Source organism: Flavobacterium sp. N1719, from assembly GCF_025947045.1.
Classification (GTDB): domain Bacteria; phylum Bacteroidota; class Bacteroidia; order Flavobacteriales; family Flavobacteriaceae; genus Flavobacterium; species Flavobacterium stagni.
In genome coordinates, this window is sequence record NZ_CP109993.1 from 2,750,254 (window position 1) to 2,776,178 (window position 25,925).

General features: G+C 37.6%; 30 protein-coding genes and 1 tRNA gene. 9 read left to right on the plus strand and 22 right to left on the minus strand.

Annotation, left to right across the window (positions count from 1 at the left end; translation table 11 throughout):
- Window positions 1-119: 119 nt before the first annotated feature.
- The 4 genes from OLM45_RS11755 to OLM45_RS11770 are packed head-to-tail and all read right to left on the minus strand — an operon-like array spanning window position 120 to window position 3,521.
- Complete coding sequence (locus OLM45_RS11755; RefSeq protein ID WP_264510386.1) at window positions 120-857, minus strand: head GIN domain-containing protein; 738 nt, start codon at window positions 855-857, stop codon at window positions 120-122.
- A gap of 1 nt (window position 858) precedes the next feature.
- A complete protein-coding gene (locus OLM45_RS11760) occupies window positions 859-2,607 on the minus strand; it encodes a PspC domain-containing protein (protein WP_264510388.1) in 1,749 nt (582 codons plus the stop codon).
- Window positions 2,608-2,609: 2 nt separating this feature from the next.
- Window positions 2,610-2,942: a PadR family transcriptional regulator gene (locus tag OLM45_RS11765; protein WP_129462331.1), complete on the minus strand. Its 333-nt coding sequence runs from the start codon at window positions 2,940-2,942 to the stop codon at window positions 2,610-2,612.
- A 57-nt stretch (window positions 2,943-2,999) separates the two neighbouring features.
- The gene (locus tag OLM45_RS11770) at window positions 3,000-3,521 is read right to left on the minus strand and encodes a DUF4870 domain-containing protein (RefSeq protein ID WP_264510390.1); all 522 of its coding nucleotides are present in this window, start codon (window positions 3,519-3,521) and stop codon (window positions 3,000-3,002) included.
- Between the two features lie 190 nt (window positions 3,522-3,711).
- Between OLM45_RS11770 and OLM45_RS11775 the strand changes: the two genes are divergently transcribed.
- The 4 genes from OLM45_RS11775 to trxB all read left to right on the plus strand — a co-directional run bounded on the left by OLM45_RS11775 (window position 3,712) and on the right by trxB (window position 6,780).
- The gene (locus OLM45_RS11775; protein ID WP_264510391.1) at window positions 3,712-4,176 is read left to right on the plus strand and encodes a DUF4442 domain-containing protein; all 465 of its coding nucleotides are present in this window, start codon (window positions 3,712-3,714) and stop codon (window positions 4,174-4,176) included.
- Window positions 4,177-4,209: 33 nt separating this feature from the next.
- Window positions 4,210-5,043, plus strand: coding sequence for a DUF2807 domain-containing protein (locus OLM45_RS11780; protein ID WP_264510393.1), 834 nt, complete (start codon window positions 4,210-4,212; stop codon window positions 5,041-5,043).
- A 62-nt stretch (window positions 5,044-5,105) separates the two neighbouring features.
- Window positions 5,106-5,180: transfer RNA gene (locus OLM45_RS11785), tRNA-Pro, on the plus strand.
- Window positions 5,181-5,832: 652 nt separating this feature from the next.
- Window positions 5,833-6,780 carry a thioredoxin-disulfide reductase gene (trxB, locus tag OLM45_RS11790; RefSeq protein ID WP_264510395.1) on the plus strand — a complete coding sequence of 316 codons (948 nt, stop codon included), beginning with the start codon at window positions 5,833-5,835 and terminating at the stop codon, window positions 6,778-6,780.
- Between the two features lie 273 nt (window positions 6,781-7,053).
- On the opposite strand, the gene rho is transcribed toward trxB, so the two are convergent.
- Window positions 7,054-8,919, minus strand: coding sequence for a transcription termination factor Rho (gene rho / locus OLM45_RS11795; protein WP_264510397.1), 1,866 nt, complete (start codon window positions 8,917-8,919; stop codon window positions 7,054-7,056).
- Window positions 8,920-9,110: 191 nt separating this feature from the next.
- On the opposite strand from rho, the gene OLM45_RS11800 reads away from it, so the two are divergent.
- Window positions 9,111-9,524 (plus strand): DUF4293 domain-containing protein, encoded by a 414-nt coding sequence (locus tag OLM45_RS11800; RefSeq protein WP_129462324.1) that lies wholly within the window; start codon window positions 9,111-9,113, stop codon window positions 9,522-9,524.
- A 133-nt stretch (window positions 9,525-9,657) separates the two neighbouring features.
- The gene (locus OLM45_RS11805; protein WP_129462323.1) at window positions 9,658-10,209 is read left to right on the plus strand and encodes a porin family protein; all 552 of its coding nucleotides are present in this window, start codon (window positions 9,658-9,660) and stop codon (window positions 10,207-10,209) included.
- A 126-nt stretch (window positions 10,210-10,335) separates the two neighbouring features.
- On the opposite strand, the gene OLM45_RS11810 is transcribed toward OLM45_RS11805, so the two are convergent.
- Window positions 10,336-10,845, minus strand: coding sequence for a metallophosphoesterase family protein (locus OLM45_RS11810; RefSeq protein WP_264510399.1), 510 nt, complete (start codon window positions 10,843-10,845; stop codon window positions 10,336-10,338).
- A gap of 108 nt (window positions 10,846-10,953) precedes the next feature.
- Here OLM45_RS11810 and truA point away from each other — a divergent pair, with 108 nt between their 5' ends.
- Together truA and OLM45_RS11820 are read left to right on the plus strand one after the other, a co-directional pair.
- Complete coding sequence (gene truA / locus OLM45_RS11815) at window positions 10,954-11,712, plus strand: tRNA pseudouridine(38-40) synthase TruA (RefSeq protein ID WP_264510401.1); 759 nt, start codon at window positions 10,954-10,956, stop codon at window positions 11,710-11,712.
- On the plus strand, window positions 11,709-13,463 hold the full coding sequence (locus tag OLM45_RS11820; protein ID WP_264510403.1) for an ABC transporter ATP-binding protein: 1,755 nt from the start codon (window positions 11,709-11,711) through the stop codon (window positions 13,461-13,463). Before truA ends, OLM45_RS11820 begins: the two co-directional genes overlap by 4 nt.
- Window positions 13,464-13,524: 61 nt before the next feature.
- Here OLM45_RS11820 and OLM45_RS11825 read toward each other — a convergent pair whose 3' ends face one another.
- The 4 genes from OLM45_RS11825 to OLM45_RS11840 form a co-directional block, all read right to left on the minus strand.
- The gene (locus tag OLM45_RS11825; protein ID WP_264510405.1) at window positions 13,525-14,091 is read right to left on the minus strand and encodes a tetratricopeptide repeat protein; all 567 of its coding nucleotides are present in this window, start codon (window positions 14,089-14,091) and stop codon (window positions 13,525-13,527) included.
- A gap of 40 nt (window positions 14,092-14,131) precedes the next feature.
- A complete protein-coding gene (locus OLM45_RS11830) occupies window positions 14,132-14,629 on the minus strand; it encodes a hypothetical protein (protein WP_264510407.1) in 498 nt (165 codons plus the stop codon).
- A 74-nt stretch (window positions 14,630-14,703) separates the two neighbouring features.
- The gene (locus OLM45_RS11835) at window positions 14,704-15,120 is read right to left on the minus strand and encodes a VOC family protein (RefSeq protein WP_264510410.1); all 417 of its coding nucleotides are present in this window, start codon (window positions 15,118-15,120) and stop codon (window positions 14,704-14,706) included.
- Between the two features lie 111 nt (window positions 15,121-15,231).
- Window positions 15,232-15,783, minus strand: coding sequence for a hypothetical protein (locus OLM45_RS11840; protein WP_264510412.1), 552 nt, complete (start codon window positions 15,781-15,783; stop codon window positions 15,232-15,234).
- A gap of 202 nt (window positions 15,784-15,985) precedes the next feature.
- Here OLM45_RS11840 and OLM45_RS11845 point away from each other — a divergent pair, with 202 nt between their 5' ends.
- Window positions 15,986-16,783, plus strand: coding sequence for a helix-turn-helix domain-containing protein (locus OLM45_RS11845; RefSeq protein ID WP_264512979.1), 798 nt, complete (start codon window positions 15,986-15,988; stop codon window positions 16,781-16,783).
- A gap of 85 nt (window positions 16,784-16,868) precedes the next feature.
- Here the strand turns inward: OLM45_RS11845 and OLM45_RS11850 are convergent, their stop codons facing one another.
- The 12 genes from OLM45_RS11850 to OLM45_RS11905 all read right to left on the minus strand — a co-directional run bounded on the left by OLM45_RS11850 (window position 16,869) and on the right by OLM45_RS11905 (window position 25,876).
- On the minus strand, window positions 16,869-17,342 hold the full coding sequence (locus OLM45_RS11850; RefSeq protein WP_264510414.1) for a DinB family protein: 474 nt from the start codon (window positions 17,340-17,342) through the stop codon (window positions 16,869-16,871).
- A gap of 719 nt (window positions 17,343-18,061) precedes the next feature.
- Window positions 18,062-18,487 carry a hypothetical protein gene (locus tag OLM45_RS11855; RefSeq protein WP_264510416.1) on the minus strand — a complete coding sequence of 142 codons (426 nt, stop codon included), beginning with the start codon at window positions 18,485-18,487 and terminating at the stop codon, window positions 18,062-18,064.
- Between the two features lie 184 nt (window positions 18,488-18,671).
- A complete protein-coding gene (locus OLM45_RS11860; RefSeq protein ID WP_264510418.1) occupies window positions 18,672-19,031 on the minus strand; it encodes a hypothetical protein in 360 nt (119 codons plus the stop codon).
- A 763-nt stretch (window positions 19,032-19,794) separates the two neighbouring features.
- The gene (locus tag OLM45_RS11865) at window positions 19,795-20,238 is read right to left on the minus strand and encodes a hypothetical protein (RefSeq protein WP_264510420.1); all 444 of its coding nucleotides are present in this window, start codon (window positions 20,236-20,238) and stop codon (window positions 19,795-19,797) included.
- 172 nt (window positions 20,239-20,410) lie between these two features.
- Window positions 20,411-20,827 (minus strand): hypothetical protein, encoded by a 417-nt coding sequence (locus tag OLM45_RS11870; RefSeq protein WP_264510422.1) that lies wholly within the window; start codon window positions 20,825-20,827, stop codon window positions 20,411-20,413.
- A gap of 160 nt (window positions 20,828-20,987) precedes the next feature.
- Window positions 20,988-21,551 carry a hypothetical protein gene (locus OLM45_RS11875; RefSeq protein ID WP_264510424.1) on the minus strand — a complete coding sequence of 188 codons (564 nt, stop codon included), beginning with the start codon at window positions 21,549-21,551 and terminating at the stop codon, window positions 20,988-20,990.
- A gap of 647 nt (window positions 21,552-22,198) precedes the next feature.
- A complete protein-coding gene (locus OLM45_RS11880; protein ID WP_264510426.1) occupies window positions 22,199-22,690 on the minus strand; it encodes a hypothetical protein in 492 nt (163 codons plus the stop codon).
- Window positions 22,691-22,876: 186 nt separating this feature from the next.
- Window positions 22,877-23,365, minus strand: a complete 489-nt coding sequence (locus OLM45_RS11885; RefSeq protein ID WP_264510428.1) for a hypothetical protein — start codon at window positions 23,363-23,365, stop codon at window positions 22,877-22,879.
- 194 nt (window positions 23,366-23,559) lie between these two features.
- Window positions 23,560-24,171, minus strand: a complete 612-nt coding sequence (locus tag OLM45_RS11890; protein WP_264510430.1) for a hypothetical protein — start codon at window positions 24,169-24,171, stop codon at window positions 23,560-23,562.
- Window positions 24,172-24,381: 210 nt separating this feature from the next.
- Entirely contained in the window at window positions 24,382-24,675 is a 294-nt protein-coding gene (locus OLM45_RS11895) for a hypothetical protein (RefSeq protein WP_264510432.1), read from the minus strand.
- A 211-nt stretch (window positions 24,676-24,886) separates the two neighbouring features.
- Window positions 24,887-25,156 carry a hypothetical protein gene (locus OLM45_RS11900; RefSeq protein WP_264510434.1) on the minus strand — a complete coding sequence of 90 codons (270 nt, stop codon included), beginning with the start codon at window positions 25,154-25,156 and terminating at the stop codon, window positions 24,887-24,889.
- A gap of 174 nt (window positions 25,157-25,330) precedes the next feature.
- The gene (locus OLM45_RS11905; protein WP_264510436.1) at window positions 25,331-25,876 is read right to left on the minus strand and encodes a hypothetical protein; all 546 of its coding nucleotides are present in this window, start codon (window positions 25,874-25,876) and stop codon (window positions 25,331-25,333) included.
- Window positions 25,877-25,925 lie beyond the last annotated feature (49 nt).

The following is a 25,925-nucleotide window of genomic DNA, read 5'->3' on the forward strand; positions in this document are numbered from 1 at the left end:
CTTTCGGCCGTCGCTGCCTTCGTGCCTCAGGCGAGCTCCAACAAGGCCTCAATCCCTATCGCAGTTGGTGCAAAAAAAAATCCCAGCCGAAGCCAGGACCTTTTACGCAAAAAAACAAATTATTCGATTTTACTAACACTTCCACCCGAAGATTCGTCTTTGGTGATGGAAGTCGCTTTTCCAGTATAGTTCACCGAGGCACCACTAGAAGCGGAAGCATTCAACTTCAAACGCGCTTGCACCCGAATACTGCTGCCGCTCGACGCGTCGGCTCTAACTTCATTCGCGACCAAATTATTGGCTTCCAATGTACTGCCGCTCGAACTCGATGTGTTCAGTTTCAAGGCAATGCCTTTTAAGTCCATCGAACTCCCGCTGGTCGTTTCTGCATCGACAGCATCGTACTCTACTTTTCCTTCCAAATGTGAACCACTACTCGCATCCAATCGCAAATTCAAACCTTTCATTACTGTATTAAAATGAACATTGGAACCACTGCTACAATTTACTTTTTTTAATTCCGGTAAAGTGACATATACCTTTAAGATTTCTGCATTATTGATGCTATGATCCACATACAATTTTAAATCAGATCCTTCTACTTTGGCTACCACATATTGTTGCAAGTTGGAATCAGTTTCTACTTCAACTTTAATTGAATCGCCTTGTGAAACCTCGACTTCTAGTCCGGTACTCGCTTCAATTCCGGTAAATTTTGCTTTGATATCCCGCTTTTCAGTGGTTACATTTCCATTCCCTTGCACTCCGTTTAAAAACGAAGAGTTACAAGAAGCCATCAACAAAACTGTGATTAAGGCTACGATAAATTTTGTGCAATACACGACAACTCGTACCATATTAGTTGGATTTTTTAATTACTATTCCGTCTTTATTGATGGTCAAACTTCCTTTTTCGCCTGACTTTTGTTCTTTAATAATTTCAACCCCGTTCACTTTGACTGTGACACGATCCGTAGAATCATTCACTTGCTCAACTTCTTCGGTATCAATCACATCATTAAACTCATTTTCGTCTGGGGGACAATTCACACAACGAATTTTATGTTCGTCCACACGGTATAAATAATCGTCAGAGCTGTAATGCAAGTTGAAATACTCATCGTCACTCCAATCGTAATGACGCACCGTACCGTCGGCTTTAAACAAGGTTCCTTTGGGCAAATAGATGTAAATTTCTACTTTTTGCTTTCTGAATTTGTTGTTGATTTCGGTGATCCAGTAGTTGTCCAACAACAATTGATTCCCTTGTATTTTATACCCATAATCAATTTTGTGTGCTCTTGAGTTGGCTTCACCAGCCGATTTACCTACCGCCAATTTCTCGATGCGCAAATACGCTTGGGCTTCGTCAGTTTCCATAACATGCATACGGATTTCGTTGGAATAGATCACTTCTTTGTTCTTTTCATTGGTCAACAAACAAAAGTCATTGTGTCTCGGACTCGCGTCTTTGTCATAAAACTCGTTGTTCACAAATTTGATGGTTAATGTATCGTTGGGTTGTAAAGCGATTTGTTCTTTAATCACATCTTTTCCTTCAAAAGCTGTTTGCGTCACTTCATTGATGATAATCGAGATCAACACCCCAACGGCTACAATCCAAACCGCTAGTAAAGTATACTTAATTCCGTTATTCATCGGACGCATATTGGTTACTAATAACTTCATCCCCAACATCATCAAGAAGAAAAATGGAATACCAAAACACAAGAACAATAAAATCCCTTGCAACCAAAATGGCGTTTCTAAACCTAACGGCGTCACGATCATATTAATGGCTGCATTTTGAGGCAATTGGGAAGTAAAAATTAAGATAACCGAAGCCACACAAAAACCAAAGAAAGCCAAGGAAGAGAAAATCAAGATAAAAGCACCTATGATTTTAGCGAAGACTTTGAAAAACGATTGAAATACGTTTCCCAAGCGATCCCCGATATCCTCGGCACCGTGTTTTACCTTTTGCCCCAATTCGTTATAATCGGCGTTTTGAAATTTTTGAGAAACACTCTCAAACTCCTCACGCACTTTCTTTTCAATATTGGTGATGGTCACCGGTTCGCCCGTCATTTCTAGTTTTTCAGAAGTAGTAACGGCTTTAGGCATCGCAATCCAAAGAATAATATAGGCCAAGAAACCGGTACCAAATCCAAAGGCAAGGATTAAGAAAAACAATTTAAACCAAACAGCATCTACGCCAAAATAATGTCCTAATCCGGTACAAACACCGCCCAATAAACCGCGGTCTTTATCCCGGTATAATTTTTTACGTTTGGGAGGTAACGGATATTTAAATTCAGGTTCCGACTTGGTTTTTTCTTCGTTATCCAAACGGTAATCTTCGGGTTGCCCCATCACATTAACCACTTCATCAACATCTTTTGAGTTGATTACATGTTTATCTGATTGTTGACGTTCGGCAAATAATTCAGCTACACGCATTTCAATATCTTTCATGATTTCATCTTTGCCGGTAGCATCAGTCAACGAATTCTTGATGGCGTCAAAATAGCGTGAAAGCTTTTGATACGCATCTTCATCGATGTGGAAGAATAACCCTCCTATATTGATATTTACTGTCTTGTTCATGATTATTGGTTTTGTTTAGTGATAATGTTTACAGCATCGGACAATTCGGTCCAGGTACCGTTTAATTCGTTTAAAAATGTTTTTCCTAATTCGGTCAGCTCGTAATATTTACGCGGTGGCCCTGAAGTAGATTCCTCCCAACGGTAGTTGAGTAAGCCGTCGTTTTTTAATCGGGTCAACAGCGGATACACTGTCCCCTCTACCACCAGTAATCTGGCTTCTTTTAACGTGTCTAGAATTTCGGAGGTGTATGCTTCTTTATCTTTTAAAACCGATAAAATGCAGAACTCCAAAACCCCTTTACGCATTTGCGCTTTTGTGTTCTCGATGTTCATAGTGAAAACTAAATTTTAAAACCCATAGGGCGTTCGTTTTTTGATTGATGATTGTGATTATGATTGATGATGATTTTCTAGATTGGATGCATCAGAGGATTCCATTTTCTCATCCTCTTTTATCGAACCCACTTTAAAAAATGGAATGGAAAGTGGATATGAATACAATAAACCATTGGATGCTTTTACGGCTCCATAGATGATTAAGACGAACTCAGCGAATTTCAGAATTCCCAAAAGCACGAAGGAAACAATACCTGTAACAAACCATGCTGTCCATTCTTGGGCCATAAAATTCCCGATGTGAATTTCGTCACTATCAATGGTAAATTCTCCGCCGTGGTTAATTAATGCACCCACTACTAAAAATACACCTACGATTCCTAAAAGAAACATGTAGACCAAAATGCTCAATTGAAAATTCATTACGCGACGACCCGTTTGATCGATAAAGGGCGAATTTTCTTTTTTAGATGACCAAATAACGGTAGGAATTATATAATTAGCCAAGGGAAATAAATACTGCGTCAAAGCACTCAAGTGCAGTAATGTTGCGGTGTTACGTTCGTTCGTTGTCATGTGATTTGATTTTTGATGATGATTGAAACTCTATAATACTTTTGATAAGCTATTATTTTCTTTAGCAAAGATACAACCAAAAACTAGTATTATGTATTGCAAAGTACTAAGATTTAACAAAATATTAACAAATAACAAAAAGTGATAATTCCTCTCATAATCGCTATATTTACTGAAAAATAAAGGCTTTATGCAATTTACACCCCGAAAACTAAACCTCTTTTTAGCGTTTAAACTCCCCTCCGCCTTTTTATGTGGGGTGCGCACTACGGCTATTAATGAAAAGGAATGTGTGGCTACTGTGCGACACCGTTGGATCTCTCAAAATCCATTTCAATCCATGTATTTTGCTGTGCAAGCCATGGCGGCTGAACTGACTACTGGCGCACTTGTGATGCTTCAAATAAAAAAAAGCGGTCAATCCATTTCGATGTTGGTTCTCAATAATAAAGCAACGTACACCAAAAAAGCGACAGGAAAAATCACCTTCACTTGTAATCAAGGTGACCAAATTGAACAAGCGATTGTCCGAACAATTGCTACAGGAGAAGGCCAAACGATTTGGCTACAATCGACAGGGTGTGATGAAAAAGGCGATGTAGTCTCGGTGATGGACTTCGAATGGACGTTAAAATTAAAATCGAAAAAATCATAAGTTTTTATAATTTTGGGAGCAAAATCAACAAACATGAAACGCATAGTCTTCTTTATATTTCTAAGTATATCCTTAACTACATTCGCACAAAAAAAGGAAAAAGTAAAAGGTTCGAAAATTGTCACAATCGAACAAAAGAAAATTGAAAACTTCACTTCACTTGAAGTCTCCGACAATTTAGAAGTTACCTTAATCAAAGGCAACGAATGCGGTTTAGAAATTGAAGCCGACGATAACTTACACGATGCCATCGGAATCAGTGTCGTGGGGAGTCAGTTACGTCTATCAACCCTAAAAAGTGCTTTTGGGTATAAAAAATTAAGTATTCGCGTGATTTACACCGATGAATTTAAAGAAGTCGCGACCAAGAATGACGCTTCTGTGAGTGCTTTAGCCGAAATGAATTTGGATGAAATTAGCTTCAGTAGTTTTGACGATTCGAAATTGTATATCAATGCGAAATGCAAAAAATTCAACTTGATAGCCAACGATCAATCCAAATCGGAATTGAATCTTAAAAACGAAAATACGCGTATCAATCTCAGCAAAAATGCAACTTCCAAAGCATTGATTGTGTCCAATGAATTGACTTTTGACTTGTACCAAAAATCAAGCGCAGAGGTAGAAGGTGATATTGAAGAAATGAAATTACGCATCGACAACAATGCCAATTTTACCGGAAAAAACTTGGTAGCCAAAATAGCCGATATCACCACAGAATCCTATTCCAGAGCATCTGTTCATGTTTCCAAAGAACTTACCTTATCTTGTGCAGGAAAATCGCACTTGGATTTGTATGGCGATCAAAAGATTGATTTAAAAGTATTTACAGACAGTGCGGTATTATCCAAAAAACCTTTGAAATAATTTCTGACATTTCCTGACGACAATCTCAAAAAAAAGTCTATATTTGCACCGCAATACGCCATCGGGGTGTAGCGTAGCCCGGTTATCGCGCCTGCTTTGGGAGCAGGAGGCCGCAGGTTCGAATCCTGCCACCCCGACCGAAGAAAAACCGGACAATGTCCGGTTTTTTTTGTTAGTATACTGAGCGCAAAGTTCACTTTGTAGCGAAGAATACAAACAAAAAAATTGCTACGAAGTAGCTGTTTTTCTTAGAGCAACAAACCACCTACAGGATCTTTAATCCTTCCATAGCAGCCAAAAGTTCACTTTGTAGCGAAGAATACAATCAAAAAAATTGCTACGAAGTAGCTGTTTTTCTTCGAGCAACAAACCACCTACAGGATCTTTAATCCTGCCATCGCAGCCAAAAGCTTACTTTTGAGCGAAGTGAAACGTAAAAAAAAAGTGTAGACGTAGTCGCACTTTTCTTCGAGTAACAAACCACCTACAGGATCTTTAATCCTGCCATAGCAGCCAAAAGTTTACTTTTGAGTGAAGGAATTTCAGCGATCAATATTCAGTAATCAGTATTCAGTAATTAGTACTCTAAAAATAATTTGCATTTTATTCAAACGCACTAATCTGTGTTCTAATTTAAAATTCATTATTAAACCACAAATTTTGCTTTAGTAACCCTTTATTTTCAACCTATAAACACTTTCTATCTTTGAATTGTTAATTATAATTTGGAGCCGACATAAAAACTAACATTAAAAAAGTAACTTTGTGTCGCTTAAAATTAATTCAATCATGTCAGATACAATAGAAAAAGTAAAATGCCTTATCATTGGCTCCGGACCTGCGGGATATACCGCAGCTATTTACGCGTCTCGTGCCAATATGAATCCCGTACTTTACCAAGGGACACAACCCGGTGGTCAGCTGACGACAACCAACGAAGTAGAGAATTTCCCCGGCTATCCTGAGGGAGTGACCGGACCCGAAATGATGGTACAATTGCAAGAACAAGCCAAACGTTTTGGTGCCGATATCCGTGACGGCTGGGTAACAAAAGTAGATTTCAGCGGACCCACACACAAAGTTTGGATCCACGACAACAAAGAAATTCATTGTGAAACGGTAATCATCTCTACTGGTGCTTCAGCCAAATATTTAGGGTTACCTTCAGAACAACACTATTTGCAAATGGGTGGTGGTGTTTCCGCTTGCGCCGTTTGCGACGGATTCTTTTACCGCAACCAAGAAGTAGTGATTGTCGGAGCAGGTGACTCCGCTTGTGAAGAAGCACACTACCTTTCTAAAATGTGTAAAAAAGTAACCATGTTGGTGCGTAGCGAGAAATTCCGTGCCTCGCGTATTATGGAAGAGCGCGTACGCAAAACCGAGAATATCGAAATTTTAATGCATACCGAAACTGTTGAAGTATTAGGTGACGGTCAAGTGGTGCATGCCGTCAAAGTAGCCAACCGAACTACTGGGGAAGAACGCGAAATTCCGGCTACGGGATTCTTCGTTGCCATCGGTCACCAACCCAATACCGAAATTTTCAAAGACTATATCGCCTTGGATGAAACAGGGTATATCGTAAATACGCCAGGCACATCAAAAACCAATGTCCCGGGTGTATTCGTTGCTGGAGATGCTGCCGATCACGTGTACCGTCAAGCGATTACCGCTGCTGGAACGGGCTGTATGGCCGCACTTGACGCCGAGCGCTACCTAGCTGCCATGGAATAATCAACATAAAAATAAGAATGAGAGTCGCACCCGCGGCTCTTTTTTTTTGCCACTGATCAGTGCCCACTGATTACTGAATACTGTATACTGTTTACTCCTCAAGGCGATCCCTTACGGGTCGGGCTTTCGGCCGTCGCTGCCTTCGTGCCTCCGGCGAGCTCCAACAAGGCCTCAATCCCTATCGCAAGTCCGGTGAAACCTCACGTAATTGCATAAAAAAAACCTAACAAGTTTGAAAACTTGTTAGGTTTACCCGAATCCACTCGGAAACTATTAATCGTTCATCGAGATTAAAAACTCGTCATTCGAACGCGTCTTTTTAATTTTATCATTGATGGTATCCATCGCCTCCACCGGATTCATATCCGCTAAGAACTTGCGAAGGATCCACATGCGTTGTAACGTTTTCTCATCCAATAACAAGTCGTCACGACGCGTACTCGAAGACGTAAGGTCAATCGCTGGGAATATACGACGGTTGGCAATTTTACGATCCAACTGCAATTCCATATTACCCGTTCCCTTAAATTCTTCAAAGATTACCTCATCCATTTTCGAACCGGTTTCTGTCAATGCCGTAGCAATGATACTCAACGATCCGCCATTTTCAACATTACGAGCCGCACCAAAGAAACGTTTTGGTTTTTGAAGTGCATTGGCATCCACCCCACCACTCAAGACTTTTCCTGAAGCGGGTTGCACCGTATTGTATGCACGTGCTAAACGCGTAATCGAATCCAAAAGAATCACCACATCATGACCACACTCTACCAAACGCTTCGCTTTTTCCAAAACGATGTTGGCAATTTTTACGTGCTCTTGGGGTTCGCGGTCAAACGTAGAAGCAATCACTTCCCCGCGCACACTGCGTTGCATATCGGTTACCTCTTCCGGACGTTCGTCAATCAACAACACCAACAAATACACTTCGGGATGGTTAGCAGCAATGGCATTAGCAATGTCTTTCAACAACATCGTTTTACCCGTTTTCGGTTGGGCCACAATCATCCCGCGTTGTCCTTTTCCAATTGGAGAAAACAAATCAATAATGCGTGTTGAAACCGAAGCTTGCTTTGCATCCATTTTGAATTTCTCTTGTGGAAAAATCGGTGTCAAGTGGTCAAACGACACACGGTCACGCACCACTTGTGGATCATGTCCGTTTATTTTCAACACTTTCACCAACGGGAAGAATTTTTCACTTTCCTTCGGTGGACGCACCACTCCTTTTACGGTATCTCCTGTTTTTAATCCAAACAAACGAATTTGGGAAGTCGATAAATAAATATCATCGGGAGAGGCTAAATAGTTATAATCCGAAGAGCGCAAGAAACCATAGCCATCAGGCATCATTTCCAATACGCCTTCACATTCGATAATACCATCAAATTCATAATCGGCATCGCGAACGTTTTGTGTCTTTTTAAACTTATTATTTTGATTCTGGTTATTGGGATTGTTCCCATTTCCATTTTGATTAGCATTTCCATTGCCATGAGGCATTGCCGACTCTTGGATCGGGGGTAAATCAGCACTGGGTCCAGGTGGCACAAACTGAGGTCTGACTTTCTGTGGTGCATTATCTTGTGGCCCTTTTCGGTTCTCTTGTCGCGGATTGCGAGAATTGTCAGTAAAATCTGTTGGAAGCGATTCCGTGGTGATTTGCGGAGGCATAAACGGCTCGTACTCTACTGGAGCATTGGGTCGTTGCTCTTTAGACCGATTAAAATCGGGACGGTTATTGCGATCACGCTGTTGAAAACGACCTTCTTTTTTGGGTTCTTCAACAGCTTGGGTTTCATTATTTGTTTCAGCCGCTGGCGTTTCAGTAACTGCTTTGGGCTTACGTCCACGCTTTTTCCCTTCACTTTCAACAACAGGAGTTGCATTATCTGGAGCAGTAAATAAATCTTGGGGCGTTTCTTGGGGCATTTCTGCCGACTGCATGCGCGGTCGACGACCTCTTTTCTCAGTATCTTCTACAGGCGAAGCACCGGACTCACTCGCGTTTTGATGGGCTATAATTCGATCGATAAGTTCTTCTTTTTTTACTCCGGCGAATTTGATCGTTTGGGCCAATTTGGCAATCTCCTGAAGCTCAGAAAGCTTCATGGTTTTTAACTTTGAAATGTCAAACATAAATAGTTACAAAGCATTTAAATTAGTAGATTATCTGGTGTTAGATAAAGGTGTGGAGTTTTTTGTTAGAATAAATTCCGTGAGCATGAAGTATTTACGGAATTGCAATGCAATAATACGAATAAAAATTAAGCGTGCAATAGTTTTTTCAAAAAAGAAATACTATTTTTGGACCACTTAAAAATTAAAAAATGTTTCAACGAATTCAAACGGTTTACATGTCATTGTCGGTTATCCTCACCGGATTTCTAGGTTATGTATTCCCGCTATGGACGTTGGATAATGGCAAACCGTTCTACTTCGCTATGGATTTCAAATACTTAGCTTTATCAGGAGCAGCAACTGCGGTTGTCGCCATGAGTTTAATTAGTTTTAAAAATCGTAAACAACAGTTTGTTTTTAACAGACTGGCCATGATATTAAATTTAATTTTATTAGGATTATTGATTTACCGTTCGCTTAACGTATCCGGAGAAACGCCTGCCGTTTCTGAGAAGGGTATTGGGATGTTACTTCCTATTTTTTCTATCGTCATGCTGGTTTTAGCGAATAAAGCCATCAAAAAGGATGAAGATCTCGTAAAATCAGTGGACCGTATCCGATAAACCTGTAAACTTAGTTTATTAGTGCGTTAAAAATCCGTTTCCTTGTCGAAACGGATTTTTTTTATTTCTACTATTCCATATTTGGCACAATTATTTCTAGACCGTTATCGTTTTAATTCCATAAATGAAACCTATGAAAAAAATAATTGTAATGCTCGTATTCGCTTTAGGAGGGAGTTCCTTACAAGCGCAAGTGGTGAAGTTCGGACTCAAAGCCGGTGTCAATTTTGCCAATTATCAAGGCGGAAATATCCAAAATGTGGATTTCAATACGTTGACCAGTTACCACGCCGGTTTAGTCACTGAAATTAAAGTTTTCGAAAACTTATCGTTCCAACCCGAATTGCTGTACTCAACACAAGGATCTGAACTCAAAGGCTTGGGCACGCAAATCAAAAATGAACTGGGCTATTTGTCCGTTCCTGTGTTGGCTAAATTTTACTTGACTAAAAATCGACTAAGCCTCGAATTAGGACCCCAAGCGTCGGTATTAGTGAGTCAACGGAACAATGTAAGCCTCGGCGACTCCAATACGTTTGACTTTGCTGTAGCGGGTGGATTAAGTTATAAAATCACCAATGGCCTCTTCGTATCCGGGCGTTATGCGGCCGGACTCACCGAACCCAAACGCGATGCCGATGTAAAAAATGCCGTGGTCCAATTTTCACTCGGTTATTTATTTTAAACAAAACGCCTTTCTCCGGAAAGGCGTTTTGTTTAATTATTATGAATTGTAAATTATAAATTTTAAATTAACTAAAAACACGGAATACTGATCACTGATTACTAATTACTGTTCACTGATTACTGATTACTGTTCACTGCCACCCCGCTTCCCCAACTCCACAATCTCCATATCCTTGATTTTATCGCCGTCAATCACAAAACGCAACATCGTGCGTACTTGATGAAAACCATGTACACCGGCAGCTCCTGGATTAAGATGAAGTAAATTCAATGTTTTATCAAATTGTACTTTCAAAATATGGGAATGCCCACAAATAAAAAGTTGGGGTGGATTGGTCAAAATTTCTTGTCGAATCGCGGGATTATATTTACCGGGATAGCCGCCAATATGTGTTATCCAAACAGCAACTTGTTCACACCAAAACCGATGGTGTAACGGGAATTCAGCTCGGGCTTGATGGTCGTCAATATTTCCATAAACCGCTCGTAAGGGACGAACTGCCTTCAGTGAATCTGTAACTTTTAAATCTCCAATATCGCCTGCATGCCAAACTTCATCCGACCACATTACATGCTTCATGATGCGCTCGTCGATATGACTGTGGGTATCCGATAATAAGAGAATTTTCCGCATACGATAGATTTCAAAAAGGATGCAATTTACATTCTTTTCTTAAGAAATGATTCACTTTTAGCTACACAAATCTTCGTACCTTTGCTCCCGTTAAACCCAAGTTGAATTTTGAGATATTTCATCGAATTTGCATACAAAGGCACGGCGTACCACGGATGGCAATACCAACCCAATGCCGCATCTGTTCAGGAAACCTTGAACAAGGCGTTGTCGCTTCTTTTGCGCACTCCCATTGATGCTACAGGTGCAGGTCGAACCGACACCGGAGTACACGCACGGCAAATGTTTGCGCATTTTGATTATGAGGGCGAATTGGATATTCCTGTGCTACTCAAAAAATTAAATGCGTATCTCCCGAAAGATATTGCCTTATTCGATTTGTATCCCGTTCATTCCGATGCCCATGCCCGTTTTGATGCTACGCGTCGCACCTATGAATACCATATCCATACCCGCAAAAGCGCTTTTGAATGCGAAGACAGTTGGTACTATCCACACGCGTTAAATTTGAAGGCCATGAATGAAGGTTGTGCGGTATTGAAAACCCATACCGACTTTGAATGTTTCTCCAAAGTGCATACCGATGTCAAAACGTTTAATTGTGTCATCGAACATGCAGAATGGCAACAACAGGGCAATCAGCTTATTTTTACCATTTCAGCGGATCGGTTTTTGCGCAATATGGTGCGTGCCATCGTGGGAACTCTGATAGATTTGGGTTTAGGCAAAATAAGTCTAACCGATTTAGAAGTGATAGTAGCGAGTAAGAACCGTAGCAAAGCCGGATTTTCTGTCCCTGCTCACGGTTTATACCTTACTGAAGTTCATTATCCCTATATTCCTTTTCAGGAACGATTAAAACTATGAAAGCCAAAGCCTTTGACTCCCAATTATTCCGGAGAATTTTGAAATTCACTCAGCCCTATCGCCTGTTATTTCGCGGTGTGATTGCGGCTGCGATTTTATTATCTATTGTCACGGCTCTCCGCCCCTTTTTATTAAAAAAAACTGTCGATTTATATATTGATCCCAAAGATGCACAAGGTTTACTCTTGTACGTTTGCTTAATGGGGGTTGTTTTAATCCTAGAAGGTTTATTCCAATTCTATTTTGTGTATTGGGCCAATATTTTAGGCCAAAATATCATTCGGGATATCCGCCTAAAATTATTCCACCATTTGTTGCGCTTCCGAATGAAATATTTCGATACGGCACCTGTGGGACAATTGGTGACTCGAACAGTATCAGATATTGAACAAATTGCCCGTATCTTCAGTCAAGGATTGTTCATGATCATCAGTGATTTGTTGAAAATGGTGGTGGTGCTCGGATTTATGTTTTACATGAATTGGCGCCTTACACTCATTGTGGTCGCCGCCATGCCTATCTTAGTCTATGTCACCCGCGTTTTTCAACGCAAAATGCAGGTAGCCTTCGAAGAAGTTAGAACCCAAGTCGCCAACATGAATACTTTTGTTCAAGAGCGCGTGACGGGGATGAAGATTGTTCAGTTGTTTAATCGCGAGGATATTGAGTACCTAAAATTCAAAGAGATTAATGAAAAGCACAACAAAGCATGGATAAAGACCATTTTATACAACTCCATCTTCTTCCCTATCGCAGACATCATCTCATCCTTGTGTTTGGCCTTAGTCGTGTTATACGGAGGTGTACGTATTTTAGACGGCGATAAGTTCACCACCTTCGGGGACTTGTTTTCCTACACTATGTTCATCGGAATGCTTTTCAATCCGTTGCGCCAAATTGCCGATAAATTCAATGAGATGCAAATGGGTATGATTTCTGCCAATCGTGTGTTTGATGTCTTGGATTTACAAGAAGAAAAACAAGTGGACGGGACAGTTGTTGCCGAACATTTTAAAGGAAAAATCGAACTTAAAGCCGTGCGATTCAGTTATATTCCAGGTGAAGAAGTATTGAAAGGCATTGATTTAAAAGTCCAACCGGGTCAGACCATCGCCATTGTAGGTGCCACAGGCGCTGGAAAATCGACCATCATCAATTTATTGAATCGTTTTTATGAAATCGACTCCGGTTCGATCACCATTGACGGCACCAATATCGATGCGTTTACCTTAGAAAGTTTGCGCCGCCAAATTGGGGTCGTACTTCAAGATGTGTTCTTATTTGCTGATTCTATTTACAACAACATTACGTTGGGGAATCCAGCAATCAGTCGGGAAACGGTGATTGCTGCGGCCAAGAAAATTGGTGTTCACGAATTCATCATGTCGCTACCCGGGAATTACGATCACGATGTCAAAGAACGCGGTGTGATGTTGTCATCGGGTCAGCGTCAATTGATTGCTTTTCTTCGTGCGTATGTGAGTAATCCGAGTATTTTGATCCTAGATGAAGCAACTTCTTCTATTGATACCCATTCCGAGGAATTGATTCAAAAAGCAACTGATACGATAACAGAAGGACGAACCTCCATTGTGATTGCCCATCGTTTGGCCACTATCGTAAATGCTGACAAAATTATCGTGATGGAGCGCGGACAAATTGTAGAGTCGGGCAATCATGCCACCTTACTGCAATTGGAAAACGGGTATTATAAAAAACTCTACGAATCCCAATTTTCAGAAACTGCATAAAAAAATCCCTTACTTTCACGTAAGGGATTCTTGTTTATAAACGGTCTTTTGCCTTTTCGATTTAATCAAATTCGCATACTTTATTTTCAAGATGCGCTTTAGCATCTGAATCTCCCAATTCAGCGGCACGATTCAAATCTTCACAAGCACCTTGAAAATCATGCAATTGCGTATATTTTAATAACGCCCGTTGGGTGTAAGCATACGCAAAATTTGGATTGATTTGAAGGGATAAATTATAATCCTCTAGGGCTGCTTTATTATTTTTTATTTCATAAAAAGCCCTACCTCTGTAGGCATACGCTTCTTCATTTTGAGGTTGCAATTGTAAAGCATGCGAATAATCGTCAATGGCTTGCTTATATTTTTTCTGATCCAAAAATAAACTTCCTCTTGAAATGTAACCGTTAATGTAATTTTTATCGCGACGAATTACTTCATTATAATTGTATAAAGCGTCTGATAAATCACCCGTTTTATGCGCAAAACTCGCCTGCAAATAGTAGTATTTAACAATTGGAAATTGAGATCCATAAAACATCATAGAAATAAGTACAAGCAGCACACAAGGTAAAAAAGCGCCCACTATAGCTATTCCGAAAATTTTATATTTAGGCAGTTTATTCATTTCCATTTTATGGGTTTGGCAAACAACTGAGCAAAAATACTTATTTCGTATTCAAGGCATACCATTCCTCCAGAAAGCTTATTTTTTTTGATTCCTCCCAAAGGTCCGTGTAAACCATTAGATTGAGAAAACAGTTTTCCTTAGAACCAAATAAAAATACATTATCCCGTCTTTTATCATTAAATTTCCAAATAATAGAAATTTTGGCTTCATTGACTTTTAATAAAGCTGTGTCGTATTTATTCTCCTTGTAATAGTCGGAATCCCATTGGTGAAACAATTGTACATTTTCAAAATCTGAAACCCCACTTTTGTAACAGGGATACGCCTTTTTTAGATTGTAAGCTACAGCAATAATCACACCTTCATCGTTTTTTAAATAGGTCTGACCCGAACTCGCTTCTGTATGAAATTCGGTCCACTTACCCGGGATGTCAACAGTACCATTCTTTGTATTCACTGCAGTAGTCGTCGGACTCTGTGACCAAGAAAGGGAAGAAAAACTAAGTACTAAAATAAGATAATGAATGGTTCTCATGGTATGTATTTAATATTAACTATAATTTTGAATTTGAAAATTTGGAATTGCTTACTATTTTAAAAAAATAAAAATCATAAAACCACCTCAATGATCCATTCAATTCCAAAGCGGTCGCGAAACATTCCAAATACTACCTCCCCATGAATATCCATGGGTACTTCAATCGTTCCTTCCTGTGATAATCCCGTGTAAAGTTGGATGGCCTCTTCCCTACTTTCCGCTTGTACAACAATTTTTGAACGGTGTTCTAATTCGTTTACTTTTCCCATAAACTCCGGCACATCATTCCCCATCAATGCCGTTGACCCAATGGGAAGAGCGATGTGCATTATTTTATCTAATTCCGATTCTGGAATAGGAAAAGTGGCACTTGCAATTTCTCTGAAATACACAATTTTAGAAAATGAACCGCCAAAAACCGATTGATAAAAAGCGAAGGCTTCAGCGGCGTTGCCATTGAAATTGATATGCGGATTGATTTGTGCCATACCGTTATGCTAATTTTGTTTCTAAAGTTGAATCGTTCTGATTTCCTAAAAGTACGAAATAATTGGTACAACAAGCATTAGTTCCTGAATGCTCAAAATCAAACCCGCCAACTAACACTTTTTATCCTTTGATGTATCGCGCTTGTATAACACCTTATCGCCTTTGGCAATATAATCGCTGGATAAAATTAAATAGGGATGATTGGGTGAAAAACTGCCGTACCGACTTTTGATGATCAGGCTATCTTGAACGTTCAAACTTTTTAATCGCTGAAAATCTTTCAAACTGAATTGCAACATATACGTTTCACCGTCTATGGCAACCAATAGCCATTTTGGACCCGATTTTTGTCCTTTTACACGTTCAAATGTTAGAGAAGTAACCACGGCTTTTAAGGGAGCAAAAGTTTTAAGACGCGGTTGAATTTTTGTTAAACAGGCGCGAACTTTCTTTCCTTCTGGCGAGGCTTCCCATTTTTTGTATTGGATACCCTCTGGAGACGCTTCCCATTTTTTGCGTTGGGCCATCGCGCTTTCTTTTTGCTGTATTCCCTCAACTTTAGTAGGCGATTTTCGTTCGGATTGATTTTCTTTACAAGCTACAATCCCTAAACTCAAGATGGCAAGCATCACTACTATTCCATTGTTTGTTCTTCTTTTCATCATTTTTATTTTTAAAGTTCAGGGCGAAATTACACGGCTAATTTAAGAGGAACCGCAACGAAATTGTAAATAAAATTGTAAACTTTGTAAAAATTGTATTTACGTAGTGAATCATAACTCAATCCTTGCGCTTTTTACTATTACTAAAAGAACTGTACTCTTTCTCTTGTTCGTCAGTTGTCTATGTATTTGCTTGGCATTTGTGCCTCAAGAGGATTCTTCGTTTGAAAAGGCCAAACGAGAAGTACTATTGCGTCGAATGGGCCACGAATTGTTATTACTTTCAGGTGATTCAATTTCAAGAGTGGCGCCGATTCAAACAATTCATGAAAATGAATACCAAATTCAGTTTGAAAATCAACTGACTTTCACTTCGGATTCCTTGGTAGCTCTTGCCCAACGATTATTGAATAAAGATCCTAATTTCTCCGAAAGCATCATTAAAGTGTACCGCTGTGACTCCAATTCCATTGTGTATAGTTTTGCCATTTCGAAAAAAAATAAAAACGACCTCATCACCTGCCTTGGCAGAAAACAACCCAAAGCCTGTTACACGATAAATGTGCAATTCAAACCTGAAAACAAAGCGTATTCTTCATTCATCATTTGGGGAAGTATCGGTTTCTTCGTAAGCCTCGTACTATTTGTTATGATTCGAAAACGACACCGTCAAAAGCAAGTAGTCCCTAATTCAAATAGTAATTCCTATACACTAGGTTTATTCGAATTTAAAGTACCAGAACAACAATTGCTTTTTCAGGAATCCATCATTGAATTGACGGGGACCGAAACACGATTACTTCGCCTGTTTGCGGCTGCACCCAATAAAACCATAGCGCGAAGCGTATTACAAAAGGAAATTTGGGAAGACGAAGGTGTAATTGTGAGTCGGAGTTTGGATATGTTTATTTCAAAATTGAGGAAAAAACTCGAAAACGATCCTGCAACAAACATTGTAGTTGTTCGAAGCAAAGGATACCGTCTCGAAATCCCGCAATAAGAAAGGCGCACTTGCTTTTTCTAACCCAAAGGAGAAAATCGGTACCTTCTCCAACTGATTTGTATTTTACAGGACTCTTTCAGAATCACAATGGGGATTGTACTATTTTTTTAAGCAACACAATTTGTCCCAAATGGTAATAGGCATGTTCGATCATCCCGTCGATATTGCGTTGGTAAGTTCCGTATTTTTCATCCACAAACGGCGCATGCAGTTGGGCATCATCCATTTCCTCAATACATTGTGCAAAGGCTTCGGCATCTTCCAAAAAATGCTGTAAAATCTGTTCCCATTCCGCTTGTGATTGAACCGCTGGGAAATCAAAACTGAATCGGTCGCTAATCTCTAATTTTCCACCCAAAAACACCTGCTTCACTCCTTTGATGTAATAATGAATATGTTGGGTCAAAAGTGCAATCGTATTCAAACCTTGAATTGTTGTAGTAGCAGTGACCCAATCTACCGTAGTAAGTTCATTTTTATAATTGGTATTGGCGATCCAAGTTCCGTTAAGAATCACTTCGCGAAAACGGTTGGCTAATTCTTTTTGAGGGTTCATAATTGATTCGATAAATTTTTCATCCAATTCTTAAGTTAAAGTAAAAGTAGTGCTTGGCCCACTTTTCAAAAGTATTTTAAAAAAACTGATACTTACGAGTTAAATGGGTTGTTTTGGGTAGGTCGGTTAATTTTTTTCCAAACTACAATTCCAATTAAAATTAGTAGATATAAAATACTCAGCAAAAAAGTAAAAAACGCAATTGCCGGTAGGTACGATTCAAACAACTTAATGGACTGAGGGTTTGATAGATCATTTACTGAATTGTGAAGGTTAGTAGAATCGACATACATATCATATCCAAATGGAAGCGTAAACAGTAAGAATTGCACAAACTTTACACGGAAACCAAAATACTTATCTATACTGTGAAAAACGCTACCCAAAAAGAAATAAATGACAAGCACTACAATTGCAAAATCTTTATTTTCGACTACATAATAGCTGTCCTGAATATTCCAACTGTGTTTGATTGGACTTATCATTGAATAAAAGCAAAGTAATAGCCCCGTAATAAAATAAAAATAAGCTACTTTTATTTGTGTCTTCATAGTAATTTAGGTTTCTGCAGGCTTGTTGTTTCAGTGAATGCGAAACGATTTTTTCTTACTAAGATAAATGTTTTTTGCTTCGCACCGTTCGCAATGATTGGGTCGTGTAAACCAAATACCAAACTAGTACTTACCAGCCATAGCGGCTAGCGGCTGTTACAGGCAGTTTTATTTCAGTTCCATTCTCCATGTTCCATTCCCTGGGTTATAAATAATTGGAATTATATAAAATATAAAACCAAGTTGCCTTTTGAATTTCCATTTTCCTTCAATCTTTTTTCCATCATCAGAAAGTAGTCCTGAATAATAAAGAGTTGGATGTTTTTTTTCGGAATACACTCGCTCACCATTCAAAGCAATTGAACAATTTCTCGGCATTAATTTTTTAAAGTAAACCTCATTATTTTCTAATCTGCCGATAATTTCACCAGTATCTTTCATCCCGCCGGTTTTCTCATCATCATTAACTTTTCCAAAGAATTCTTTTCCATCAAATTTGTCAATTACAATTTCAAATTCGGTTTCATTATAACCGATTACTTTCTGAATTCTTTCATTATCAAATCTATAATATCCTTTCCAGTTTCCTAGCATTCTTTATAAATGATTAGTTGTTTTTAAGCAGTTTAATAATAGCCACTAACGGTTCTCGGCTTGGCGTAGTGGCGGATTTTAGCACAAAAGTTCAATCGAAGAACCGCACTTGAACCTACCACAAAACTGTCATATGAAGCACTGCACCCGGCATTACGCCAAATCGCTGTTAGTGGCTGGGCTTTCAGTCTAACTCTGAAAAAACAACTTCTTGCCCAAATGTCAATTCTGTTATGTGTTTGGTTTTATTCAACGGGTCTAAAGGTGTCCAATGATCTGCAAAAGAAATAGTCACTTCCCTTCCTTTAAACCTTGCAGTAAATTCAGATAATTTAAATCTTTTCTCAAGTCCTCTATTAATATAAAAAATGCCGTCTTGTCCTGATAGTTTAATAACAAGATCCTTAACACCACCTTCTGTCACTTCGCTAACTGTCCCAGAAATAGTTTTACAATTTCCTCTGTCAGCAGAAATAGGTCTAAGAGCAAGGAATAAAAACAGTGCCATAAAAACACAAAATAAAATTATAATTGTTTTTTTCATTATTGACTTGGTTTTAATTTGTTAATTACAATTGTTTAATTGTTTTTTCGTTCTAAATGGCCTTGTCACTAACGTTCCGCCGCTAGCCGACTGTGGCGGTCAAAGCGAAACGATTTTTCCCTACTAAGATAAATGTTTTTCGTGTAAACCAAACACTAAACTAGCACTTACCAGCCATAGCGGCTAGCGGCTGTTAGCGGATGGCGGAATTTTTAAAACCCTGAATCATTTTCAATAATATGAAAACAATTGCAATGCTAATTCCAATATATTTCAATATAATTTGTTCATCCGAAATACAGGGTTCGCAATATACATTTGGCAAACAAGGCTCACATTCAGGCTGTATAAAATTGTATCGATAAATAATTAGAGTTTCTACAACAAGCATTAAAATCCAAACTCTAAGAATATTCCATTTATGATTTACGACTGCAAAAGTTGCGAATAGTACAATTTCAATGAAAGCAAGAACTAGGTGCGTTTCATTTGAAACTTTGTGCGAAGAAGCACTGTACAGAAACCAAATGAAGGCGAAACCAATGAATAAGATTACCAAAAATATAGATGACAGTTTTCTCATAAATTAAATTTACGTTCGGCTCGTCAACCGCTAGCCGCTAACGTTCCGCCGCTAGCCGACTGTGGCGATAAAGCGAAACGATTATTTCTTACTAAGATAAACGTTTTTCGTGTAAACCAAACACCAAACTAGCACTTACCAGCCATAGCGGCTAGCGGCTGTTAGTGGCAGTGTTTTTTTTTAATGAAATACATATTTGTTATCAATATCTGTAACCGAAATTCTCTCTATCTCTAGATTATTTTTGTACTTAATTAGAAATCCAGTTTCAGAAATAATATATCTTAAACGATTGTCTTTATTGACACTTTCCTTTAACTCTATTTTTAATTCAACTTTACAATTTAAAATTGAAAACCGTTCAAAAGAATAAATAATTTCCATATTTCCATTTGAAGGAAAATCTATAAAACTACAGCCTAAAAAGTAAATCTTATTATCAAATACATAATAAGTGTAATCGCAATTATATTTCAAAGCACTTCTGTAAAAACAGTCCAACTCATTTTCATTAGTTATAATTACAAGGTCACCTAAATCATTTTTTTTAACTTGATTCTCTTGTCCAAAAACAATTTGAGTTAATGAAATTGATATTAACAAAAAGAAATAATAAACTCTCATTATTTAGGCGTTTTTGGTTAACATTGCCACTAACGTTCCGCCGCTAGCCGACTGTGGCGGTCAAAGCGAAACGATTTTTCCTTACTAAGATAAACGTTTTTCGTGTAAACCAAACGCCAAACTAGCACTTACCAGCCATAGCGGCTAGCGGCTGTTACTGGCTGGCGCTATTTTACTTCTCTATTTTTAATTTTAAGTACTCTTCTCTAATTACCTTATTACAATCTTGAATAATTACTTTTCCATTTTTCAAATAATAATAAGCTGAATCTTTTCCTTTCTCTTTACTTACTGAATCTCCAATCTCAATTTGATAATAAATTTCATTTGGTATTCTGATCTTATTCGTGCCATTTAACACCATAAATCTAGGAGCTCTTGTAAAATCTCCTTCTTCTTCTTTGGCAGTTATTTTACCTTGATATTCTATTTTTTTACTTTCAATATATCTTTCGCTTTTGTAATCCAAAGAATAATTTTGATAAATACCTATACAAATAAGCATTACAAAAATTGGTATAAAGACATAAGCTAGATTTTTTTTAATCTCTGTATTTTGCTCCTCTAATTCTTGTTCTGAATAATTCATATCTTTTAGCACTATTCTTCGTCATGCGCTAGCCAGTAACGTTCCGCCGCTAGCCGACTGTGGCGGTCAAAGCGAAACGATTTTTCCTTACTAAGATAAACGTTTTTCGTGTAATCCAAACGCCAAACTAGCACTTACCAGCCATAGCGGCTAGCGGCTGTTACAAGCTGGCTTTTCTCCACTTGAACAAAATATTCCTTCTTCTGTTGTCAACATCATCCATATGAATACTGGTTATGTCTTCTATTTTGAATAAAGACATTCCTAAATCTTCTCCTTCTTTTCCAACGCAATTAATTATGAAGTCAATTTCTGAAACCTCGGTAACGTATCCTGAATAATAATCATTATTTGAAATTTCAAAACTGACTATTACATCTTTGTTTCCAATGAGCTGATTTATTACGCTCTGATAGAAATTCTCACTTTGAGAGAAACTAAGATCTATTTTGTGAGGTTTATAAATTTGATCACTGTAATCTACAACACACTCCATTGCTTTTACATAGTCATCGTGAAAATCTATCCTTTCGAAATGTTCGACAGGATGAACAATTATGCCATCTTTCTTTCCAAATTTTGTAAAGTGCTGAATAGCTACAAAATCTTCCGAATAGTCAACAACATAGCCACACCAAAATTTCTCATCCTCTCCATACACGGAAAAACTTAAAAGTTCTTTATTCTGTTTTGACTTTTCTAATTGTTGAATTAATAGACTCATTTTCTGAATTATAAATTTTTTGAGTTATGGCTGTAAGCTTGCTTGTAACGTTCCGCCGCTAGCCGACTGTGGCGGTCAAAGCGAAACGATTTTTCCTTACTAAGATAAACGTTTTTCGTGTAAACCAAACGCCAAACTAGCACTTACCAGCCATAGCGGCTAGCGGCTGTTAGTGGCTGGTGTTTTATTTTTTAGATATAGTTGGATTATATATAATATTAAAGATATTGTTATTAAAATATAAGGCAAATATGTCGGCCAACCTTTCAAGAAAAAGATTATAAATAGCATATATACAGAAAGTAAAATCAGAAAAATTATAGTAATTGATAATGTCCAATTTTTCCAATTTCTATTTTTATTTAATATTAAAATTGATTTTACTAAAACAAGTAATGAAATAATAGTTGGAAATAAAAACCAAAAATAAATATCTGGCATACAAATCAAATTTTCAATTTTGGAAAACTAAACTTTCTATTTTTAATAATTGTTGTTCATACACTAGCCACTAACGTTCCGCCGCTAGCCGACTGTGGCGGTCAAAGCGAAACGATTTTTTCTTACTAAGATAAACGTTTTTCGTGTAAACCAAACATCAAACTAGCACTTACCAGCCATAGCGGCTAGCGGCTGTTAGTGGCAGCCTAATTTTTTGTTATAATTTTATAAGGTTCTCGATCTTCATTCTGTTCTGCTAAAAGTTTGTAATACAAATCAAGGTTTCCATTTAAAAAACTATCAGCATATTTTTCCAATTCTGTATTTGCTTTTTTTATACTTGGAATAACTTGATTACCAATTGGGAATCTATATTCAGCCTCTGTACTTTTTGGATTGAATTCATTTTTAAATTTCCACAACGCTATTGAATTCCAGTCAGTTTCAAAGAAATTATCATCGGATGCTTTTCCAAGAATTAAATTGTAGAAATAAGGATAATCTGTTGGATAGCTTGTTGAACTGACTTTTACAAATTGCTTTTCTTTTTTCCACGTAATATTTGTTGAGTATTTTTTAATTTCGGTTTTATATAATTCGAAGCCAAACTTTTCGATTGTTGGCGCAATAATTTCCATTGCAACTTTTGCAAACTCATTTTGCTCGTTTGAAGGTTTTTCGTCTTCTTCAATAATCATTTTAGATTTCCTCTTAAAAAAATCAAATATCCTCATTTGCAGTTTTGTCAATAGGTTGCCACTAACGTTCCGCCGCTAGCCGACTGTGGCGGTCAAAGCGAAACGGTTTTTTCTTACTAAGATAAATGTTTTTCGTGTAAACCCAACACCAAACTAGCACTTACCAGCCATAGCGGCTAGCGGCTGTTAGGCGGCGTTCATTATTTTAAATACAATTGTTGATACTTTGTAATTGTCGTCTAATTCGTATTCTTGATTATCTTTTATGAAATATAAAGTCCCATCTCTTCTTTTTTCAACCCATTCTGGTATTGTAGTTTGTACATATTTAATAAATTTATTTTGTGTTGGAAGAAAAAAAAGTTCTGTGGTTTCATCATAAACTATATTATGAGTTTCAAATAAGCCAAATAGTTCTTTTAATTGTGCCAAACTTAATAATTCACTTTCATTCCTGTCTAAAAACCAAACTATTGATTCTATATTGCGATTCATATCAAAGTTCAAAAAAATTTGTCGAAATCGCTTATCATCCGGTTCAATATAATATCTCAATATAGCTTTTGATTCTTCACTTCCTTCATTACTTTTTCCAATGCCAAAATATTTTAATGATGAATCAACATTCCAATTATCTTGGATTTTTGAATACATTTCTTTGAAATATTCGTTCATATTACTTCTTTTTAGCAAATTAACGTGTCGGTTTTGAATGCAGCCTAACGTTCCGCCGCTAGCCGACTGTGGCGGTCAAAGCGAAACGATTATTTCTTACTAATATAAACGTTTTTCGTGTGAACCAAGCACCAAACTAGCACTTACCAGCCATAGCGGCTAGCGGCTGTTAGTGGCTGCTCTTCTATCTGTTATCATAGTTTCTTTGCGTTTTTTGGAACATTACCTGTCCAAAATTCTTCTCGTTGTTTTTTGTCGCCCAAGTCCATTGTGAAATTTGTCCACTTGCCAAAGAAATTCTTAACAGCCATATTCCATTCTCCTGTCACATCGTCTGAAAATTGCCAAAGAATATGATACCCATCTTCATTTGAAAATCCTTCATTGTCCGCTTGAAGTATTCCACCAACTTTACTCCAAATTGTAGATTTGATAGAACCAACAATTGGGAAGTTTTCATCTTCCATTGAAGCGTTAAGAAGTTGAAATGCATATATAACTTTTACATTGTCAAAATACTTGTCAAGCCATTTAACGGCTGAATTTGGCTTATACTCTTTTATCTCGTCTTTAAATTCTTCAATTTCTTCCTTGCCAAGTTTTCCGTCCTTTACTGGATTACGTTCAATTTGTAAAAGGTCATCACCGTTGGAGTTTGAAACACCAATTACAGTCCAATTGTCGGCACTTTCATTTTGGTCAATGTCAAATTTTGCAATTAAACCTTCATTAGTCAGTCCACTAATGAGTTCGTCAATATGAATGTTTGGGTCAGATGTCCCTAAAACCCTAATGTAATAACCCATTGTCTTTCGTTTGTCTATTGTAAGTATTTTGTGTTCTGTGTATCGTCATAGAGTTGGCACTAACGTTCCGCCGCTAGCCGACTGTGGCGGTCAAAGCGAAACGATTTTTCCTTACTAAGATAAATGTTTTTCGTGTAAACCAAACACCAAACTAGCACTTATCAGCCATAGCGGCTAGCGGCTGTTAGTGGCAGTCGATTTTTTTCGATTCTATATTTGAATAAATACTTGAAACTTATTTTTTTCAGAACATTCTATAGAAATTAAACTCCCATTTTTTTGAATCGATTTCTTTATACAATCTATTATTTCATTCAATTTATTTTCATCTAATTCACTTTTAGAATTGATTTGATAAACTGTATCATCAATGACTTTTGTATTATTGTAACCTATTGTTTCAATATCTAAAGTGAAAGTATATTCATACTTAAACTCTTTATTTTCAAGAATTCTTTTTTTGATCTCTTTTTGCGCTAAACAAATTTGAGATAAAAAAAACATTATAAAGCATATATTTAACTTCATATGTGATTTAAGTATCGTGAGTATTCGATTGACACTAACGTTCCGCCGCTAGCCGACTGTGGCGGTCAAAGCGAAACGATTTTTTCTTACTAAGATAAACTTTTTCGTGTAAACCAAACACCAAACTTGCACTTACCAGCCATAGCGGCTAGCGGCTGTTACCGGTTGTAGCGACACGCTTTATTTTTCACAGTTTTTTACTTTTAAATTGATCAAAAATTAACACTACAATTAAAATAAGAATTCCATCAATTAAAAAGTGTTTTATATTCCACCCCCAATGTAAATCATTCTCACCAGCCCAAAATTGTTCATAGAATTTTAAAGGAAAACCAATATTCGCTGTCGGCTGTTCCACTCCTTTTCGCAACAGTAAGTGTAACATAACGCTTAAAAAAGAAACTATCGAAAAAATAATACCAGTTTTAAATAATAATGAAATCGATTTATTTAGCATATAATTTGATTTACGATGGTTGGAGCTATTACCGGTAACGTTCCGCCGCTAGCCGACTGTGGCGGTCAAAGCGAAACGATTTTTCCTTACTAAGATAAACGTTTTTCGTGTAAACCAAACGCCAAACTTGCACATACCAGCCATAGCGGCTAGCGGCTGTTATGGGCAGTAATATTATTCATCATCAATCTGTATCACAGTCAAAATTTTGTCTACCCTGTTTATTGAAAACCCACATAAATAGTCGGATAATTGAAAAGAACTGATATCATAATATTTCCATTCTGGCGGGAGTAATTGATAAAACTCATGAGAACTCATCTTTATGTTTTTAAAGGCATTTTTTACATTTCCAATAAATTCTGCAAACTTGATTTCCCTATTTATTTTATATTCAAACAACAGTTCAACACACTGATTTTCAAACTCTTCAATTGAGATTTTCTTATAATCATCCAATTCGAGCGTGTCAATTAAATAAGGGCCAAACCCATAAATCTTGGAGATATTACTTTTACCAAATTGATTTGTATGATCTGAATGATAACCTCCAACATATTTTCTAGCAAATTCAAAATCTTCAGGTAATTTTATAAACTCATGAACAACCTTCTTTCCATTATCGTCAATTACTTCTACAATCTCAAAGTTAATTACTGAGAAGGAAATTGCTCCGTGACCTAATATATAATATTGTTTTGATTGTTCTTTGAAACGCATACTTGTCGAATTATTGCCCATAACGTTCCGCCGCTAGCCGACTGTGGCG

Bases quoted from the DNA above. Each gene is read 5' to 3' on its own strand.
- OLM45_RS11905 (WP_264510436.1), bottom strand. From the start codon at position 25,876: ATGCGTTTCAAAGAACAATCAAAACAATATTATATATTAGGTCACGGA.
- OLM45_RS11765 (WP_129462331.1), bottom strand. From the start codon at position 2,942: ATGAACATCGAGAACACAAAAGCGCAAATGCGTAAAGGGGTTTTGGAG.
- OLM45_RS11885 (WP_264510428.1), bottom strand. From the start codon at position 23,365: ATGAACGAATATTTCAAAGAAATGTATTCAAAAATCCAAGATAATTGG.
- OLM45_RS11830 (WP_264510407.1), bottom strand. From the start codon at position 14,629: ATGAGAACCATTCATTATCTTATTTTAGTACTTAGTTTTTCTTCCCTT.
- OLM45_RS11835 (WP_264510410.1), bottom strand. From the start codon at position 15,120: ATGGCACAAATCAATCCGCATATCAATTTCAATGGCAACGCCGCTGAA.
- OLM45_RS11855 (WP_264510416.1), bottom strand. From the start codon at position 18,487: ATGCTAGGAAACTGGAAAGGATATTATAGATTTGATAATGAAAGAATT.
- OLM45_RS11800 (WP_129462324.1), top strand. From the start codon at position 9,111: ATGTTTCAACGAATTCAAACGGTTTACATGTCATTGTCGGTTATCCTC.
- OLM45_RS11825 (WP_264510405.1), bottom strand. From the start codon at position 14,091: ATGAATAAACTGCCTAAATATAAAATTTTCGGAATAGCTATAGTGGGC.
- OLM45_RS11840 (WP_264510412.1), bottom strand. From the start codon at position 15,783: ATGAAAAGAAGAACAAACAATGGAATAGTAGTGATGCTTGCCATCTTG.
- OLM45_RS11900 (WP_264510434.1), bottom strand. From the start codon at position 25,156: ATGCTAAATAAATCGATTTCATTATTATTTAAAACTGGTATTATTTTT.
- OLM45_RS11775 (WP_264510391.1), top strand. From the start codon at position 3,712: ATGCAATTTACACCCCGAAAACTAAACCTCTTTTTAGCGTTTAAACTC.
- OLM45_RS11865 (WP_264510420.1), bottom strand. From the start codon at position 20,238: ATGAGAGTTTATTATTTCTTTTTGTTAATATCAATTTCATTAACTCAA.
- OLM45_RS11860 (WP_264510418.1), bottom strand. From the start codon at position 19,031: ATGAAAAAAACAATTATAATTTTATTTTGTGTTTTTATGGCACTGTTT.
- OLM45_RS11890 (WP_264510430.1), bottom strand. From the start codon at position 24,171: ATGGGTTATTACATTAGGGTTTTAGGGACATCTGACCCAAACATTCAT.
- OLM45_RS11805 (WP_129462323.1), top strand. From the start codon at position 9,658: ATGAAAAAAATAATTGTAATGCTCGTATTCGCTTTAGGAGGGAGTTCC.
- OLM45_RS11760 (WP_264510388.1), bottom strand. From the start codon at position 2,607: ATGAACAAGACAGTAAATATCAATATAGGAGGGTTATTCTTCCACATC.
- OLM45_RS11780 (WP_264510393.1), top strand. From the start codon at position 4,210: ATGAAACGCATAGTCTTCTTTATATTTCTAAGTATATCCTTAACTACA.
- trxB (WP_264510395.1), top strand. From the start codon at position 5,833: ATGTCAGATACAATAGAAAAAGTAAAATGCCTTATCATTGGCTCCGGA.
- OLM45_RS11880 (WP_264510426.1), bottom strand. From the start codon at position 22,690: ATGATTATTGAAGAAGACGAAAAACCTTCAAACGAGCAAAATGAGTTT.
- OLM45_RS11770 (WP_264510390.1), bottom strand. From the start codon at position 3,521: ATGACAACGAACGAACGTAACACCGCAACATTACTGCACTTGAGTGCT.
- rho (WP_264510397.1), bottom strand. From the start codon at position 8,919: ATGTTTGACATTTCAAAGTTAAAAACCATGAAGCTTTCTGAGCTTCAG.
- OLM45_RS11850 (WP_264510414.1), bottom strand. From the start codon at position 17,342: ATGAACCCTCAAAAAGAATTAGCCAACCGTTTTCGCGAAGTGATTCTT.
- OLM45_RS11755 (WP_264510386.1), bottom strand. From the start codon at position 857: ATGGTACGAGTTGTCGTGTATTGCACAAAATTTATCGTAGCCTTAATC.
- OLM45_RS11875 (WP_264510424.1), bottom strand. From the start codon at position 21,551: ATGAGTCTATTAATTCAACAATTAGAAAAGTCAAAACAGAATAAAGAA.
- OLM45_RS11820 (WP_264510403.1), top strand. From the start codon at position 11,709: ATGAAAGCCAAAGCCTTTGACTCCCAATTATTCCGGAGAATTTTGAAA.
- OLM45_RS11810 (WP_264510399.1), bottom strand. From the start codon at position 10,845: ATGCGGAAAATTCTCTTATTATCGGATACCCACAGTCATATCGACGAG.
- OLM45_RS11895 (WP_264510432.1), bottom strand. From the start codon at position 24,675: ATGTTTTTTTTATCTCAAATTTGTTTAGCGCAAAAAGAGATCAAAAAA.
- OLM45_RS11870 (WP_264510422.1), bottom strand. From the start codon at position 20,827: ATGAATTATTCAGAACAAGAATTAGAGGAGCAAAATACAGAGATTAAA.